We start from the raw sequence: 17,122 nt of genomic DNA on the forward strand, positions 1-17,122 counted from the left end.
CGCCGCCGGTGAAGTGGGTTCTAAGGTTAGTAGCCAATACCCGCAACCCCTTTTTTCATAAATCTGTCTTTTTTTTAATAATCCCCGAATTGACCGGAGAGATACCTTTATTCACAAGGCACTTCCCCCTCTCAGCGCACACGAAAAAGGAGAGGCTCACACGCAATGATAAACGAAAATCGTTGCAGATATTGCGATACGAGAAAGGAATCGGCCCCGTGACCAGTATTTGTCGGTATTTCAGATTCGATCATACCAATCACCACATCTCATACAAAGCCTACATAGGGCGCGGCGAACCCGACAAAGCAACACCCCCATATCCATACATCTGGAACCGGCCACTCCAGCCGAAGAGGCCGCGCAATCCAATTATTCAGACATTAGGAGCGTCTGGTCTGTTCACGCGAGGCACTGCGCCAGAGCGAAGCCGATAAGAATTGCTCCCGCCGCAGAGCCTCCACTGATATGAGTTGCGCCCAGATACCCCCCTCGCCTTTTGCTCCCTCTCGGCGCTGCGGGTGCCCAGCGCAAACCCGCGCCTTCAGCGATCCATTGCAGGTGGTTGTAAAAATCTTGCGAGTTTCGGCCCAAAAATACGGTGACGGAGCACGCTTGCTCAAACGCTAAGTCTTCCCACATTTCATCACAGCCACCTAGCCCATCCAAAAAGCGCCGCTGTGTAGCGGAAGGCATAGCGATCCAGAAGAGCTATGGCTGAGCCTCACAACCACTCTCCAAGATTTGGCTCTAACAGCCATGTAACTTACTGTGCGGCTTTTGGTGGCGGAGACGAAGTCTGCCACCACTTAATCGGGTGCAGTATAATTTTGTTATAAATCAATAACTTAAGTTAAACCCACACGCCAGAATGTGTAGCGCAATGTGTAGCAAATTATCTCTTGAACTGTTGGTTGCGGGAGTGCGCAACCGCCGTTGTCCACCCCGACTTCGGTGCATGATTTAAAAGAACGCCTGCAGGCCATCTGCCTAACAAACCCTCTAAAACGGAATTCCGATGAGAAACCTCAGTAAGGAGAATGCACCAATTGGGTTAACAGTTTCGCCAAATAGTGTCTCCCCGACAGCCAGTTCGAGAGTGGCATTCTCGATACCGGCGTCGATTACCACGCCAGTTCCAAGCTCAGCGGCAATCTCTGATGTTACGGCGAAGAGAACTTCCGGATCTTCTGCCATTGCTGCCGTTACATAACTTAACGAATCCGTTGCTTTCAGCTGTATCTCGGAGACACCGTCAAGACCGCCGAACACCATGATGTCCGTGACCGGGTGGTTGGTTGCTTCAAACATCGCAGCCTCAATACCTTGGACTGCCAGAGCTTCAACATACTCCTGCTCGAACAGGATGCCTTTTATGTTGCTCATGTGGCCAACTGTCGAAGCCGGATCAACAGTAGCGAAATAGTCGATGATCTCGTCGTTCGAAGCGGTTTCGAGGGAGTTATACCCGCGACGCACCGCTTCAAAAACGTCGTGATCGACGATGTTCAAGAAACAGCTCCGTAGCGCTTCAAAAGTTCAGTGCAGTTTGTATTCACCCGCGTAATCCCCTGACGGTCATAAGAAAAATCGAGCGCCGATTTGCTTTCTGTATCGCTAAGGTTCGGGTCGGCACCGTTTTCAAGAAGTAACTCAACAACAGCCGTATGTTTCCGCTCCGACGCCTGCATCAACGCACTGCGTTTCTTAGCAGCCAGATGATCCACCGATGCATCTGCCTCTAGCAACGCTTTGCACAAGTCCACGCGGCCACGGTCTGCAGCTGCATGAATCGGTGCCCATTTTGGTCCTTTTACATTCACCGACGCACCACGTTCGATGAGGCGCATTGCGCATTCATCTTGGGCGACCATTATTGCGTTTAGAAGCGCTGGATTTCCTTCTTTGTCACGGATGTTGATGTCTGCTCCGGCATCAAGCATCAGATCTAGAATATCATCGTCACCCCTTCCGATCACCGAGATCAACAATGGCTGCGCGTCAGCAGCACCGACATTGACGTTCACGCCATCCGCGATCAGGAATCGAACAGTATCAAGCGAACCGTGCTCGTAAGCCGACAACAAGGCTGCTTCCTTAAATTTCCGGCCGAAGTTTGCGCCGTTCTCCGTCAAAAAGTCCACAATCGCGGTATGTTGTTTGAAAAACGCGCCAGTCACGGCGTTCCACCCGTCGTCTGAACAAATGTGAAGGTCTGCACCGTTTTCGATCAGATATTCTACGATATGCTTATAGCCCTTGATCGAAGCCCAAATTAATGGTGTCCAACCCCGATGATCTCGCGCGGAGATTTCAGCGCCATGCTGAAGCATCAGATCAGCAAGTTCAAAATGTTCGTTCTCAAGTGCAAGAACGAGTGCGCCCTTGCGGCAATCTGCACCAAGGTTCGGGTTCGCTCCCAAAGTGACAAGTCGGGTTGCAATACCTAGATATCCTAACTCGACAGCGACAGTGAGAGAAATTCCTGTTTGCGCATTAGGGTCGAACTCCGGATTGGCGGCTATCTTCGAGGCCTCGTTCGCAAATCCCTTCTTCAAGGCTTCGATAAATTGATCGGCCAGGCTCTCGCCGCCGTCGCTGTGTTTACCGTCTTTCATAGTCGCTAGACCCTCCGCAAATTTTCGTTTCAAATATTATGAAGTTTCTATAAGTGGCTGTTTTGGGTTCCACTGGAGCTGTTCTAATATTTCAGTTTTCAGACAACAAACCTGTTGCTAAACAGGGGTTCAATTGGTGCGAGTTTGGCAGGCAATGTTTCTCCATGACATGTCAGCCCTAAATAGGTAGCTGCCCTAGTGGTTCCAACGTAAAGGTATTTATCAAACAATTCAGGAAGTTGCTTGGCCAAGTCGTCAACACTAACAAAAAACACGGCTTCAAACTCCAAGCCTTTGATGTGTTGAACATCAAAAACTCGGATATCGTTATTTTGCCCCGCGAATTGGCCCTCATGGCACGGAACGACATTCATGTTATGTATTTCGACTCGTTCACGCAGCATCTCGGCAAGAGGGCCGACTTCTTGTTCGTTGTTGACCAGAATAGCAACAGAGGGAAGCGGTGCAGTAAGGCTTTCGATTTCCACCAAGCGTTTGGTAAGCCAATCTGCGATGGCAGTCCGGTCACTTAGATTCATGGCAAGCACTGGCTCAATACCGTCGCTATTGACGTCCTTGGGCAGGGTAACTTCCACCATTTGGCCGGAACACAGGCGCACGATTTCTGTCGCCAAGTGGCTGAGCTGCCGACTGTGGCGATAGGTAACCTCGATAGGTCGGACGTCAATACCGGGGACAGCCCAGTTTATGTCATCATTCGACCGACTACCCCATTCAGTAATGCGTTGATTGAAATCTCCGCAAGCGAAGAATGACTGGATTGCCGGGTTCGAAAGCGCGGCCATGCTACGCAACTGAAGCGGCGAGAAATCCGTCGCTTCATCAACCATAATCTGATTGCGGACAAGCTCAAGATATTGCCGGACTGGCTGAAGAGAGGCGTCATCTTGAAGCCGCGCCGCCGAGGGGTGCGCTACTACCTCTGCCAAAACGCTGAGTGCGCTCGCAAGCATCAGATCAACTTCCAAAGGATGCGCATCCGTCGCAGATGCGGCTCCGACATCATACCAATGAGACTCAGCCAATCTAGTCCGACGGAAACGCCTATATCTCGTGGGCAACCCATTGATATAGCGTCGTATAGGACTGACAAATCTCCGAAAAGCAGTTTGAAGTTGGAGGCTGCCGCCTATCTCGCTCAGTTCGCCTCGTTCCATTGTTCGATCGCCAATCCAAGCAGCGATTTTTCCAGTGCGTCCACCTTTTGGCACCTGCCGCCCAGACGCGGCAGCGAGTGCCTGGCTCCGGATATTCGCGGTAAATGCTACCAGTGCTTTTGCGACCGGTGTCGGTGCAGTCGCGAGTTCCTCATCCTCATCTCCGTCTCCCTCCTCAGAATCTTCCTCAGAAGCAAGCGTGTCGAGGAACCGCGCAAAATCTTTAAGGAGCTCGCGATCATGATTTAGACGTAAAGTGATGTGTCGACGAATTCGATCATCGGTTTCCGACCGCAAAGTAGCCAGAGGCACTTGCACGTCGTTGGAAAAGCGGACCAGCTCAAGAAGAGCGCTAGCTGTGGTCGATCGACGTAGCTTTTTTAATACTTTATCAGCGTCAACACCAAATCGCGAAATCTCTTTGCGCACAGATTTTTTTAAAGTTTCAGCAGCGGTGTTTAAGCCGGACCAGAAATCTTCAACCTGCCATTCATCAAAATCCTCAAACCAAATAGCTTGCCCAGTAATTGTGTCAGAAAGTAATATTTGGGCAGCACGTTGTTGGACGAAGGCACCACTTCCTCCGCTTGATTTCAGAATTCGGAAATGGTTGCGTGCAAGCTCCAGACGATATCGCTCCCAAGTAGATATCCTTTGGTCCGGGGCCGCTATGCCCTCGCGCGCAAAGGCCTCTTTCAGATACTGCTTCAACAGTTCTGTCGGAGTAAACATCATCCAACTGTCCCTATGCGGGAGCATGGTTTCAGCTTCCGTGCCTGACACAATGCGTCTCTCATCGTCTTCGAGGTAGACTACATCCAACTTCTGACCGAGTCGGCGAATAAGTGTTGTGGTCTTTCCAGTTCCTGGCGGGCCGATAATCAATAGTTGCTTCTGTAGTGGCAGACGAAATATTTCGTCTTGGTAGCGGTCTAGGATCGGCTGATCCCGCAGGCCCATTTTTGTGATGACGGTGCGCTTTATACCTTCGATGATTTTATCAGCGTGCTGAGCCTCTGAAAGGATATGGCTAAGAATATCCTCATCGATCAGGGATCCGGTGCCAGCATCATCCAAAAGTTGACGCATCGATGGAATCGTGATCGTGCCATAGGAGTCTGCCGACAATACTGAGTCACGCGAATCCCAAGTTTCGTGCGCAAAAAGCGGATACAGAATCCCTTTTTCCTGCACCGTTACGGAAAGTTCGCCGTTTGGGAGGCGCAATTCAAAGTCATCGCCGACAGCAAGAGACGCCAAGCGACCAGCGGGGGAATTGCGACCGGCAAGACGGTAATTCGAGTTGCCAAAGCTTTCGGCTGTATTTCTGCAGATGTAATAGGTAACCGTTTCACCATCATCACGTAGAACAACGACTCTTGCGATTGCAGGTTCTCGAGCGAATGAGATCAAGCTACGCATGCGCTCATCGTCGATGTTGTCGAGTGATCTTAATGCTCCACCCGAAGTGAATGTATTGATGCTTGCGAAAGCCTCCGCGCCCGATGAACGGTTTCCTTCAAGTCGCGTTCGAGCGGCTGCTGCCAATTCGGTCAATGTGCTTAAAGTATCGCTTGATATCCGAACAACATCATCTTTCTGGCTGGCATCGATCATTTATTTCTCTTTTTTCATTAAACTCTCAACGCCGAACGGTAATTTAGAGAAACCTGCAGCATTGACCAAATCTATTTACGTCATTTCAAAAGTATTGTTGGCGGGGTCTGTCAATTTCAGCAAGGCCGAATGGCGAGACAGTTTTCCATAAACACTAAGAACTGACATACGTCACATAAAACCCCTTGATCATCCTGTGTTCCTGCATCCTTTCGCCCAAAGAGAAGCCGTTCGTTTTGCGCGGGGTCGGTTGGAAGATGTCCAACCCGCGGTCAAGCACCATCTTCCAGCCAGTATCCGTGCTGATGTCACGAGCATGCATGGATCCCGTGCCATCAAAGGCCCAGGTAAAATCAACCCCTGTATCTGTGCAGGCTTCGGCAACACCGTCCAGACATTCACGTTGTTCCTGAATATTACCATCGTCCGGTGCAGTCATCAGATGCACGGCGACCTGATCTTCAGGTGCCTTGCGGCGGATTAGCATTTCGATGAACTCCATAACGTTCCGCGCTTGGTGGAACTTTCGGATATAGGGATCAGTGATCGTGATCCGGCTGGCGCCATCCGTCCATGGGCCAAATATCTTGTCGAAACTAATTCCCTTGCGATTTTCATTAAACACGATGTGTCCAGGTTTCGGGGCGAAGGCTTTGGGCTGTGCGTCAGGCGCCGTTACCGTATCGCCTTCTAAGCCTGTATCTGTTCGCTCTGTCGGCGCCTCGGCGTCCTCGTGCAAGATGACCTCTTCATCTTCACCAGTAGGCCTTCGATGATAGAACTGGGGATACTCTTCTTCCTCTAAGGTAGTGACTTTCCGCTTTGCACCATCCGCACCAACATAGTAAAAGTCTGCCTTCTCAAAGGTGTTATCGATACGAAGCAACTGGTCTTTCACCCGCTTGCGGCTTTCAATGGCCAAGCGCAGAAGCTCTTCGACCTCGTCTTCCGTTTCTCCGCCATTTGGAAAAATCAGCTTCAAAAGACCGGACATGGTCTTGTCGATCGCGGCACGGTCGCGGATATGGGTCTGGACTGGCACGGAAAAAAAGCGATTAGGCCTGTTTGAAAAGTCTTCGGCACGTAAATGACGTAGTATCTCGGCCAAGTAATCAACGATGAAGCCGTAGCCTGACGTGAACATTTGCCCTCGGATAATGTCGACTTCCCATCCCGGCAAATAGGCATGCAAGCGGTCGATAAATGCGCTGTCGTGGAACTGGGGCGGCAAGGCTTCGAACAGATCGCTGTTCTTGAGCATCCAAGGAACGTTGTGATCGGTATTGCCTACGAAGGCGAAACTGGCCTCGGCGCCCATGGGATTGACCCCACGTGAAAACTGCTTGTTCGCCATATAGTTCTTCATGATGTCGACCAGCGCCTTGTTGGCCGTCTTTTCACGTCCGGCAAACTCGTCAAAGGCCACAACATCCCAATATCCAACGAGACCTATCCGTCCGTTCGAATTGTTGACGAACAACTTCGGCACCGTGATTTCCCCGCCCGAGATCAGCTGACCATGAGGTGAGAATTCCGAATAGATGTGCGACTTACCCGTCCCCTTGGGGCCCAGCTCGATGATGTTGTAATTGCGCTCCACAAAAGGGATCAGGCGCATTAGCTGCAACAGCTTGGAGCGCCGGCCAAAGGCTTCCGGATCGAAACCGATGCTCTGCATCAGAAGATCAATCCATTCCTCGGTAGTGAATTGATCGCGCGTCTGACGGTAAGCGTCATAGTCGACACGCGCAATCTGGATCGGCTTCAACGTATCAACGATCCATGGTGAGATCCGGTTATCCTCGGAAAATTCATATTGCACATCGGCAATGCACCAGACGCCCGTAACCAGTAGCTTAGGATGTGCCTTAACAGTGGCAGCATCAATGGCGACACGCTTGACCCCAAGGCTTTCGAACACCGCCTCATAGGCGTCAGTCTTCTCATTCAAAGCCACGCTAACCTGATCAATAACTTTGTAGCGCCCTTTTTCCTTGATCGTAGACTGAACCAGCCCGGCCTCGGAACGGTGAACGTAATGCTTCCGCAGGATGTCTTTTACCGTCTCAATGCCGGTGGCGATGGAAGCTTCATCATCGGTCGCGCAATATTGACCAAGGAGATATTCCAGAACGTAGGTGGGCACGATTGCATTGCCCTTTACGGCTTTCACCAGATCCTTGCGGACCACATAGCCTGCGAAATGTTCATTGATTTTGTCATCTAATATGCTCATCGGGGCCTCAAAAATCCAGTTCAGCGCCACTCGCGCGCTTTAATTGCAAGGGTTGGCTGGCGTGGTCATCATAGTGGCTGGTCTTGCCGATACGCGCACGCAATTTTAAAAAGACCGTCTGGTTGTTATAGCCCTCGGCCTCGCGGGTCAGCAGGAAGCTGCGTGGCATTTCCCGTTCGCGGGAATTGTCCGATGTGAAATCAAAGTCGAGGTCGACCTCATCGGAAATCGCGGTGCCATCTGCCGCGTAGATGCCCGCGCGCAAAGTGCGCGCTTGCAACTTTTCAGTAACCGGATTGTCTTGCCAGAACGTAATCTGGATTTGCCCCGTGGTAATCTGCGCTTTTTGTGGGGGGATGATCTGAACCGAGACCTGCGCGACATCTTCTTTTCGCTGTTTTCCGACCCGCAAGATCGGAATAACAATTTCTTGCAGACTCGCCCCCCCATGCACAAAACGGCTGCCAGATCCTTTCACCCGCAGGCGATTGATTGAATTCGGGATCAGAATCTCCTGATCCCCGTCCATTCCCAATTGTTCGGCGGTGAAGGTTTTCATACCCGAACTCACCCCAAGACCACGCCCGATAACGAACCGCCGGTTACGGAAGGTAATGCTGTCTCCAGCAGGTTCCGCCAAAGAAAAATCACTCTCATCCAACGCACGGTGTTGCCAGAGGAAACCGTGATCGGCGGTAATCAGGATGTTCGAGAAATTGGCCGAAGTCAGCTTGCGAACCAGTTTTACCAAGTATTCAACAGTCGCTTGCGCTGCTGCGGGCACATTTTCTTCGGTGGCGATCTTGTCACCGACCGCGTCAATTTGGTTGTGGTAGAGGTAGACGATATCATGATCGCGAAACATATCTTTGGCGTCGCTACCAGGCATGTTCATGAACTCATCCGCCTTAATGACCTTCGCGCGGTCACCGGCACGCCCCGTGCTCAGCACCTTCTCGCGCGCAGCGGCCCCTTGCGTGCTTTCGCTGTCAGCCAGCACGAGATCGCTCTCGTCCTTGAAGGACAGCGACTTATGCGGCAACAGCGCCGCCATTCCCAACTGGGTGTAGCTGGGTAAGGATGAAATCATCGGTTTTAGATCCGCGTCGAACCGGTTTTGCTTGCGAATTTCGCGCAGCGTTTCCTCCGCCACCTCATATCGCAGAGCGTCCGAGATGATGACGACAACCTTCTGATCCTTGCGCCGATATTCGGCGGCTTGCTGGGTGTAGAACTCAGCTTGGCGCGGGAAACCGGGGATATTCCAATCGGTTAGTCGGTTCACCTGATCCTGCCACGCATCGTTGAGGGCCAAGACAAAATTAGTCGTGTAGCGGTTCTCGACGGCCTCGTAGAGCGCTGCCAACAGGCCCGCCTGGCCGCTCTTTTGCATGTGATAGATAAAGTTGCGGTAGAGTTGATCGATGCGGAACCAACTGGCGGCATATCGTTTCACGCCGTCCGATACGCTGGTGATCGTCAGGGTCGCCTCGGCCAGCGCCTGTTGAAACTCCGTGGCAAAGCCGATGGCCTGATAGATGTCGGCGTAACGGTCATACCAGTGGCTTTGCTTGCGTGCGCGGACCCATTTTAGCACATCGCCAGCCGGAACTGTCTGTTTTGCCATGGCGTCCACGATAGAGACGATGATCTGGCGGTCGATGGCCTCAAAGTGGTCATGCGGCATCAGGCTGCGGAAGTCGCGGGCGGTCAGATCATCTCTGATGCTCAACACGTCTTGATATTCAGCGGACAGCACCTCGAACGCCTCGCCGGACCGTCGCGCATTGGTCCAGCGTTTGAACATCAGGGCTGCGTGGGCGGTCAGCCGGGCGGGGTCGCCCATTGCGCGGGTCCAAGCGCTGTCGAACAAGGCGATGGCGAAGTCTTGGAAGTCCGGTTCAGACGCGGTGTAGCCATAGTGTGCGGCGACTTCCTTCCAGAAAAATTCAGTCAGATGAGCGCGCTCTATCAGGCGCAGGGTGTCGTCGGCCTTTTCAGCCAACTCCCCCAGCATCGCCTCGATCACCGTGTCCAGATCACCATCGGCCCCGGCGCAGACGGCCAGCATTTTCCGGCGGATCTCGTTGGCGCTTTGCGAGGGCTTCTCTTGCTCCAACGCACGCAGGGCGGCCAAACGCTTGCCGGATTTGTAGAAATCGGCGTGGTCGCGCACTGCGGCTTCGTATTGCGCGGGGATGCCCAGCTCGGCGACCCAAATCGCGGCCTGATCGGCGCGGAAGACAGCGGTGGCGAGTTGCAAATCAAGCAGCCAGTTGTCCGCCATTTCGGGTTCCGGCCCGTCGTGGAACACCAGAAACCGCGCCTTGGGTTCTTGGCGCAGCATCCGGTATTTCAACCCGAACTCATTGTTGGCGATCTCGACCTTCTCGACACCCTCCAACTCAACAGCCTCGAACGCCTCGCGCAACTCGCGCTGCGTGTCATACCAGAACACAATCCGGTGGCCCTGATCCTCATAGAGGCGCAGCAGGCCCGCTTTGATGCGGTCATTCATCATAGGCCCACGATCTTCTTCACAGCACCGGCGAACTTGGGGTAATTCGCCTTTACCCCGTCATCCAGATCAATGTCGATCTTGGCCTGCGCCATCGGGAACACCACATCGCGTTCCCAGTCGGTCAACTCGTCGATCTGCTTGATCACTGCGCCCACGGCCTTCATCGCCTTGGTGCGCTGGCTTTGCGTGGCGGTTGGATCATCGGCCAGCTTTTCCAGCGATGCGCGTTCTGCCGTCAGCTTGGTGATGAATTCGCGCAGGTATTCGTTCAGCACAACCGACACCGTGTCGGGACGATAGCGGTGCAGATAGACCAGTGCGTTGAAACTGCCCTTGGGCGAGGAGAACATCCAATAGATCGGGCGCTTCTTATAGCGCTTCACATGGTCGGTATAGAAATCCTTGGTGAAATACTTGCGGATGTCCTTGCCCAAGGCGTCTTCGATAAAGCTGAGGTTTTCGCGGAATTTGTCATCGCCAAACGTCACGCGCAGGAAGGTGCGGAAGCGTTCGGTGATGTCATCGGGGAACCAATCGCCATCCAGCACAGGGATCACGTTATCCTCGTCCGGCATGAATTGCGGTTCGGGCACGCGGGCGAGGTAGTCTTGCAGCGTCTCGCCTTGATTGGCGAGGATCAGGCCCGGCGCGTCGAGGCTGTAACGCCCGAACATGCAGCCCACCGCGTAGGAGAGGAACTCGGCCATGGTGTCGGCGCGCAGGCGGGTTTCACGGTCGTCCTCGGTGCCCTTCACGCCATAGCGATAGGCGGGGTTGCAGGTGAGGGTGATCTCGTTGAGCGGCACCTCTGGGGTCAGCTCGTCTTGCAGACCATAGGCGTCGATGAAGATGCGGTTGTTCTCTTCCTCCAGCCGCTGCATCTCGTCCGTCATGGATTGCCAATGGGTGCGGAGGGTGGCGTAACTGTCTTCCAGCGTCTCGCCCCGGTGATTGGGCGAGAGCAGCGGGAGCGTGGTGAAATCCCAGGAGGTTTCGTAGGCGTCCCAGTCCCCACGCGACAAACTGACAAGGCTTCGTGCTGTTTCCTCGGCGACTACGTCAATCAAAGGGATTCGACCAATATCACTTGTCTGAAAATTCAGCGTTGGGTTGAGAGAATTTAAGAAGTGAGTAGCAACCTTTGAGTTGGCAAGTGCAATCACGCGCTGACAATCCCCTTCTGCAAATATTCCAGGCCCTGCATCTGAAAACAAAACCCCAGTTGGATTAAACCTGAAGCCAACATTGCTCGATGTTATCCGCGACCAAGTCACGAAAGGGCGGAAGTAAAGCCGATCATCGCGTAAAGCAAAGTTCAACCCTGAAGATTTAATGTCTTCCGCATTGTTCCAAAGGTTGATGACGTGACTTTGATTTCCAAACCAACGACGGAAACTGCCTCCTTTGCTCATTGGGAAGAATCTTCTGGTCATCTGTGAGCTATGGCTCAAGCCAAACTCGATCTCCGATAGAGCCACTTCATGCCAAGTTCGAAGAAATTCGGAGTCGTTGCCGGTCATTATGCCCGAACGCACCTCATAAGAGGCTTTCAGGTCTGGTTGATCTCTGAATGCCGCGATTGTTTTGTCGCCAACCCAGTAAGCAACCGGAGCCCCAGGAATCGTTCGGATTTCACGAGAAGTTTTCGAGAAACGACCATCTTTCAAATGGCCCTTTTTTGCTTTCTTAAAGCGCTCAGGTTGCTCCGTCGCGTTTCCCAAATAGCCGAGATCGAAGTATGTTGCCTTGAAATCTGGAGAGTTCGATCTTTTGGCGATGTAAGCACAAATTGGCACGATAGCGGACTGAAAGAACGCTGTGTAGGATGGTCGCACCAGAGTCAGCAACGTATTCTCTTTATAAAGAAGATCTCTCAGCTTGGAGTGAGCGGAAATAAACATCCAGACAAAAGGTGTCATTTGCCCACAAATTCCCTTCTCCACCAGAAGCTCTGTTGAGCGCGAAACGAAAGCAGAAAAAAGATCGGACTTATAGTCAGAATACTCTTCGTAAACAAACCTCTTGAGCAGTTTGTTGGCACCAGTCACGCCCATATACGGCGGGTTGGCCACCACCACGTGATACTTCGACGACAGCGCCTCGGCCATGCGCAGCACGGCGACAACGCGCGCCTGCACCTCCTTCAGCAGCAGATCGCCGCCAAAGTCCCGTGCCTCGACCACCCGCAGAGTCTCTGCCGGGTCGCGCAGTTTAGGCACGATCAGCGAGCCGAAGTTCTTGGCCTGCTCGAACTGGCCCAGCGTCTCGCGCAGCTCATCGGTGAACAGATCCTTGCCCACCACGGCGGCAACGTCTTGCATCTCGGCAGGCGTAAAGCTCACGTTCTGCAACACGCAGATGTCGGGCTTGGCCGCCATCCGCAGGAACCGCCGCCGCCCCAACTTGGCCGCTGCCTTCATCGCCAGCGCAAAGGCCGCCAGCGCGCCCGCGCGGTCGTCAATCTCTACCCCCGTCAGGTTGTGCGTCAGGATCAGTTCGGGGATCGCGGCGGGTTCATAGCCTTCTTCGGCGTAAATCTCATACAGCAGATCAAAGGCATAGGTCAGCATATGCCCCGACCCGGCGGCGGGATCGCAGATGCGGATATCCTCGGGGCGCTCAATGCGCAGAAAATCCGTCTCGGGCTCTTCCGGCGCGATGTAATACTCCATCCTGGACGCAAGATCGCTATCGGGCCGGTTCAGCAGCCAGAGCCGCCCAAGCGAGTTCTCCACCAGATAGCGGACGATCCAATGAGGGGTGAACAGCTGCGTCGCGGCGGGGATATTCTCGGCCGTGATTTTGACGTTCTTCTTGAGGCCCGCGAAGACCTGGTCCTTCTTCTCAGAGATGTAGAACTGGTAGAGCCAGCCGATGATCTCGACATCCTCACAGGCTTCTTCGGTCATCACATCGCGCAGGCGGGCAAGGATAGAGGTTTGCGAAAGAAGATCATCGGGCATCAGCAGTTCGGTGTAGTCATCCAGCGTCTCGAACAGCCAAGGCATCACGTTGTGCCAGTCGTGGCAGGCGTGGATCAGCAGCAGGCGATATGCCTCGGCCTGTGGATCATGGGCCTGACGCGTGCCTTGCAGCAGTTCGGTGATGTGGGGCGTGGCATTGTCCGGCAGGTTGCCTGCCATCGCCTCAGACAAGATCTCGGGCCGTGTGGCGCCATCGGCGGGGGAGACAACGCGCGGATTGGTCAGCCCGCTGGCATCCATAAAGCGCAGCGCGGTAAAGCGGTTGAACCACGTATAGGCGACCTGTTCGATGACCTGCTGCTGGCTGCTGGTGGGAATGGCCCCTTCCAGCGCTTTGATCGCAGCGGGGTGTTCACGGCGCGCAGGGGCGGCCTCGTCCAGCACCAGATCCAGTTTGGCGGTGACCTGATCAATCAGCAGATTGCGAGCGCCTTGGGCGAACTTTTTGAGCGCGTTGGTATCCATCAGACAAGCACCTTTTTGCCCGAGCCGATTTCAGCCAGCAGGGTCTTTTTCATTTCATCGAGATAGCGATCCACGTCGGCGGCATCCTCAAGGTAGGATTTGTCGAAGGAGACGGGAATGGTCTGCGCCTTTATGAAGGTCGCAGCGGGCTCTTGCAGGTCGCCCTTGATCGAGTCGGGTTCAGGGTAAGGATCAGACGGATTTTGCAACGCACCGATCCGGTTCAGCGTATCGGCCAACAGATTGTTGCGCACACCAGTGCCACGATCCCTTAATACAGCAATATGGGTTTGGCTTTCCAGCCGCGCCTTATGCGCCTCAAGGCCTTGGCGGATGCTGTCCTGCTGTTCAGGAGTTAGGGCTGCGAATTCCGAGGTCTGGAAAACCTTTTTCGCCACATCGTCAATCGCCGTGATCACGCTATTGCGTTCGGTTAGGACGGCCTGTTCGATCCCCTCTTTCAGCGTATAGAAATCGGCCTTGAGGTTCTGGATGACCGTGCCTTTGTAGCAATCGGGATCAGTTAGGGCGGCATGAAGTTTTTCTGCGGCTTTCGGATCGGCATATGGCAGGTTCACCTCCTGCGCCGCTACGAAGCCGCGCACATCGTCATAAATCATACGCTGTTTGCCACCCATAAAGCTGCGAATTTTGTCGAGGATATCCTGTTTGGCATCCAGCAAAGCATCTTCCTGGTCCAACGGCCCGGTGATGAACCAAGTCGGCGATTGATCCCGCATCCCTGTGATTTTCTGGTGTAACGGCTCCAATGCCGCCACAAATGGGTATTGCGCGGTTTGACGTGTGAGGGTGTCGAGTTCAACAGCCAGCTTACGCACGGCTTGGATCCATTCTGCACCAAGCGTGCGGGCATCTGACCCCGATGACGGAATGTCGAACAGTTCCTGAAATATCTCGCGGGATTTGCGGATTTGAGGCGGCGTGAATTCAGCTTGCGGTGACAACAGGATGTTAGCGAGCTTATTACTGTTGCGCAGAGCTTGCAAAAGAGCGTCGCCTTCAAGCGGCGTGCTGTCAGCGCGGGCCTCGATTTTGCCACGAGCCGCAAGACTGGCCGTCAGGCAAAGCACTGCAATAGACGGCCAACCATAAGGTTTGCCACCGAACTTCTCGATCATGGCCTTGACGGACACCTTCAGCCCAAGCCGCATTTGGGACTGGGCGTGGCTGAACACTTCCTGCTCGGCCTCGGTTAGACCGTCACCCTCACCGCCGAACAATCCACCGTCCACGCGACCAGCCTTGGCAAGATCGGCTTCGGTATAAGCCACGCCGCGCAGCATCGGCAGGCTGGTGTAGACCTTGTCGACCAGAATCTGAAAACCTTTGACCAACCGTTCCTGTGGATCATCACCACCAATTTCCAACTCGCTGCCGCGCACGAACAGACGGGCCTGCGCCATTAGTGAGCGCATGCGAGATTCCAACTCCTTGCCTCGACGGCTGTTTTGTTCGCCTTTTTCCGCGATTATCCGGTCACGGCCGGGCTCTTCCGATCCACTGCGGGCCTGTTTTACGAATTTGATCGTCTGTATCCAGAGGTTCATATCCCGGGTAAATCGGGCATCCCGGACAAGCAGAACCGTCATTTCATCACGAGACATGCTGTTCATTCGCACGGTCTCCGGCGCGTCGGCCTCATCGTTAAAGGGCGAGATGATATTGACCGCCAGTTCATATTCGCGGTTCAGACTGTGGCCGTCCAGCTTACGGGTGAAGGCATAATCAAACCCTGTGCCGCCATGCCGGATCTTGGAGTGGCGCAGGATCGTGGAATAGGCGAGTTCATCAAGATGTTTCTCGATCTCGGAGGGATCAACCGGGATATTCTTGATTTCTGCCTCGACGTCTTTTTCCTCATTGGTAAGGAATTCATAGACCTCGCCGTTGCGCTGGATCAGCGTTTGGCGTTCCAAAAGCGAAAGAGCAGCCTCGATTTTGCGGCGCTGTTCGGTCTGGTCAGTATCGAAGCGCGACAACAGCAGGATCGAGATGTTTCTGACGGTCGGTTTGAATTCCTTGACGTATTTCACAAGAAATAGGGATTTCAGCACGCGAACGGCAAACTCATCGCCGAGATTGCGTTCTGCCATCTGGATGGATTGCTGAACCGTCGACTTTAGCGCGGTGCGAATGCCCTCAAACATCAGATCAAAGGTTGCCAGTCCGCCCACAGTTGCATCCGCCAGCTTTTTTGCGACCTCTTGGAACACGCCCAGCATAGAACGTTCCCCGACCGAACTATGCTTACCCTCAAACGCGTTATGCTGCGACAGCCCCATGATCGACCGCTGAAACAGATCATACTGATAGTTTGGAAAGGGGTAGCTATAGACGAATTGTTCTTTGCTGGAAAAATTCTTGAACCGGTATGAGCCATCGCCAAAATCAAACAAGGTGCGCAGGTTGTTCTCTTCTTGGTCATGCAGGTTGCCCAGCGTGATCTGCCCTGCGTCTGTTTTGGCCAACAGCCGTTTTTGGATCACCTCCGCCACATCTTGAGAATTCAGCGGCATCCGATGCGCAAACCGTGCCTGAATCTTGGAAAAGTCGTTCTCCTGCTGCGCGGTCATATCTCCGATGACCGATCCCATGTCCTGCTGTGCGGTCACGATAATCCATGCCTGACCTTTGCATTTGGTATTCAGGCTCTCTGCAATGGTCTGCATGTTGGTCATCAGTTTGACGTTGTCAGCAATATACTGACCCACCTCGTCTACAAAGAAATTCAAACGGAATTTCGGCCCCTGAGTGTCAATCCAGTCTTTGACCTTCGTCGCAAAGTCTTCGATCGAAATTTTCGTGTCCTTGCGATACTGCCCAAGGATATCCTGCGCCGCATCACCAGTAGCCTCGGCAAAAGCCGCCGATATGTGCTTGCCCTCCATCAGCGCCTGCTCGCGGCCTCGCTCCCATGCCTTGCCTGCCGAGGCCTCGAAGGACGCTTTGAACGCATCGAATTTGCCACGGCTGTCAAGATCACGTTCAAATTGCGCGATATGCGGCAGTTTTCCGTAGTAGCCGCACATGTCGTCGAAAACCTTCTGGAACACCGACAAAAGCGCATCGACATCCGTCTTGGAAATGACGTCCGCCTTTTGATCAATATTGAACAGGATCGATTTCGAAGGAATTGCCACGGCTTTGCGCAGCGCTCCAGAAAGCATTGGTCGGTCACCCAGCTTGCCTTCAAAGATATCGAACGGGCTTTTCCCCTCCACGGGATCATTTTCAAGCAGAAGCGCGAGCATCTTCAGGAGGTGAGATTTACCTGACCCAAAAAAACCAGAAATCCAGACGCCATTTGCAGTCTCATAGTTGTTGTAGGCCTCAAGGAATTGCTCAAGCCGTGCGCCGATTTCGTTGGTGATGACGTATTCATCCAATTCCGTCAGCAGGCTTGCCATGTCGTCCGCCTTGATAACCCCATCAATCGAGCGATCGACAGGCTTGGCAAAAATTTCACGCAGTTGAGTAGCCAT

7 protein-coding genes are annotated in these 17,122 nt (G+C 53.5%); all 7 read right to left on the reverse strand.

Annotated features, from left to right (window positions below; translation table 11 throughout):
- Positions 1-1,002: 1,002 nt before the first annotated feature.
- The 7 genes from OE750_RS15450 to brxC all read right to left on the reverse strand — a co-directional run bounded on the left by OE750_RS15450 (position 1,003) and on the right by brxC (position 17,122).
- Entirely contained in the window at positions 1,003-1,512 is a 510-nt protein-coding gene (locus tag OE750_RS15450; RefSeq protein WP_263765212.1) for a hypothetical protein, read from the reverse strand.
- Positions 1,509-2,618 carry an ankyrin repeat domain-containing protein gene (locus tag OE750_RS15455; RefSeq protein ID WP_263765213.1) on the reverse strand — a complete coding sequence of 370 codons (1,110 nt, stop codon included), beginning with the start codon at positions 2,616-2,618 and terminating at the stop codon, positions 1,509-1,511. Before OE750_RS15455 ends, OE750_RS15450 begins: the two co-directional genes overlap by 4 nt.
- 98 nt (positions 2,619-2,716) lie before the next feature.
- Positions 2,717-5,413, reverse strand: coding sequence for an ATP-binding domain-containing protein (locus OE750_RS15460; RefSeq protein ID WP_263765214.1), 2,697 nt, complete (start codon positions 5,411-5,413; stop codon positions 2,717-2,719).
- A gap of 154 nt (positions 5,414-5,567) precedes the next feature.
- Positions 5,568-7,649 carry a BREX system Lon protease-like protein BrxL gene (gene brxL, locus OE750_RS15465; RefSeq protein WP_412176235.1) on the reverse strand — a complete coding sequence of 694 codons (2,082 nt, stop codon included), beginning with the start codon at positions 7,647-7,649 and terminating at the stop codon, positions 5,568-5,570.
- A 7-nt stretch (positions 7,650-7,656) separates the two neighbouring features.
- A complete protein-coding gene (gene pglZ / locus OE750_RS15470) occupies positions 7,657-10,167 on the reverse strand; it encodes a BREX-1 system phosphatase PglZ type A (RefSeq protein ID WP_263765216.1) in 2,511 nt (836 codons plus the stop codon).
- Positions 10,167-13,619, reverse strand: coding sequence for a BREX-1 system adenine-specific DNA-methyltransferase PglX (gene pglX, locus OE750_RS15475; RefSeq protein WP_263765217.1), 3,453 nt, complete (start codon positions 13,617-13,619; stop codon positions 10,167-10,169). The genes pglZ and pglX overlap by 1 nt, the downstream gene beginning before the upstream one ends.
- Positions 13,619-17,122 carry a BREX system P-loop protein BrxC gene (brxC, locus tag OE750_RS15480; RefSeq protein WP_263765218.1) on the reverse strand — a complete coding sequence of 1,168 codons (3,504 nt, stop codon included), beginning with the start codon at positions 17,120-17,122 and terminating at the stop codon, positions 13,619-13,621. The genes pglX and brxC overlap by 1 nt, the downstream gene beginning before the upstream one ends.

It is taken from the genome of Lentibacter sp. XHP0401 (assembly GCF_025751535.1).
Lineage (GTDB): Bacteria > Pseudomonadota > Alphaproteobacteria > Rhodobacterales > Rhodobacteraceae > Lentibacter.

Bases quoted from the DNA above. Each gene is read 5' to 3' on its own strand.
- OE750_RS15455 (WP_263765213.1), bottom strand. From the start codon at position 2,618: ATGAAAGACGGTAAACACAGCGACGGCGGCGAGAGCCTGGCCGATCAA.
- brxL (WP_412176235.1), bottom strand. From the start codon at position 7,649: ATGAGCATATTAGATGACAAAATCAATGAACATTTCGCAGGCTATGTG.
- brxC (WP_263765218.1), bottom strand. From the start codon at position 17,122: ATGGCTACTCAACTGCGTGAAATTTTTGCCAAGCCTGTCGATCGCTCG.
- pglX (WP_263765217.1), bottom strand. From the start codon at position 13,619: ATGGATACCAACGCGCTCAAAAAGTTCGCCCAAGGCGCTCGCAATCTG.
- pglZ (WP_263765216.1), bottom strand. From the start codon at position 10,167: ATGAATGACCGCATCAAAGCGGGCCTGCTGCGCCTCTATGAGGATCAG.
- OE750_RS15460 (WP_263765214.1), bottom strand. From the start codon at position 5,413: ATGATCGATGCCAGCCAGAAAGATGATGTTGTTCGGATATCAAGCGAT.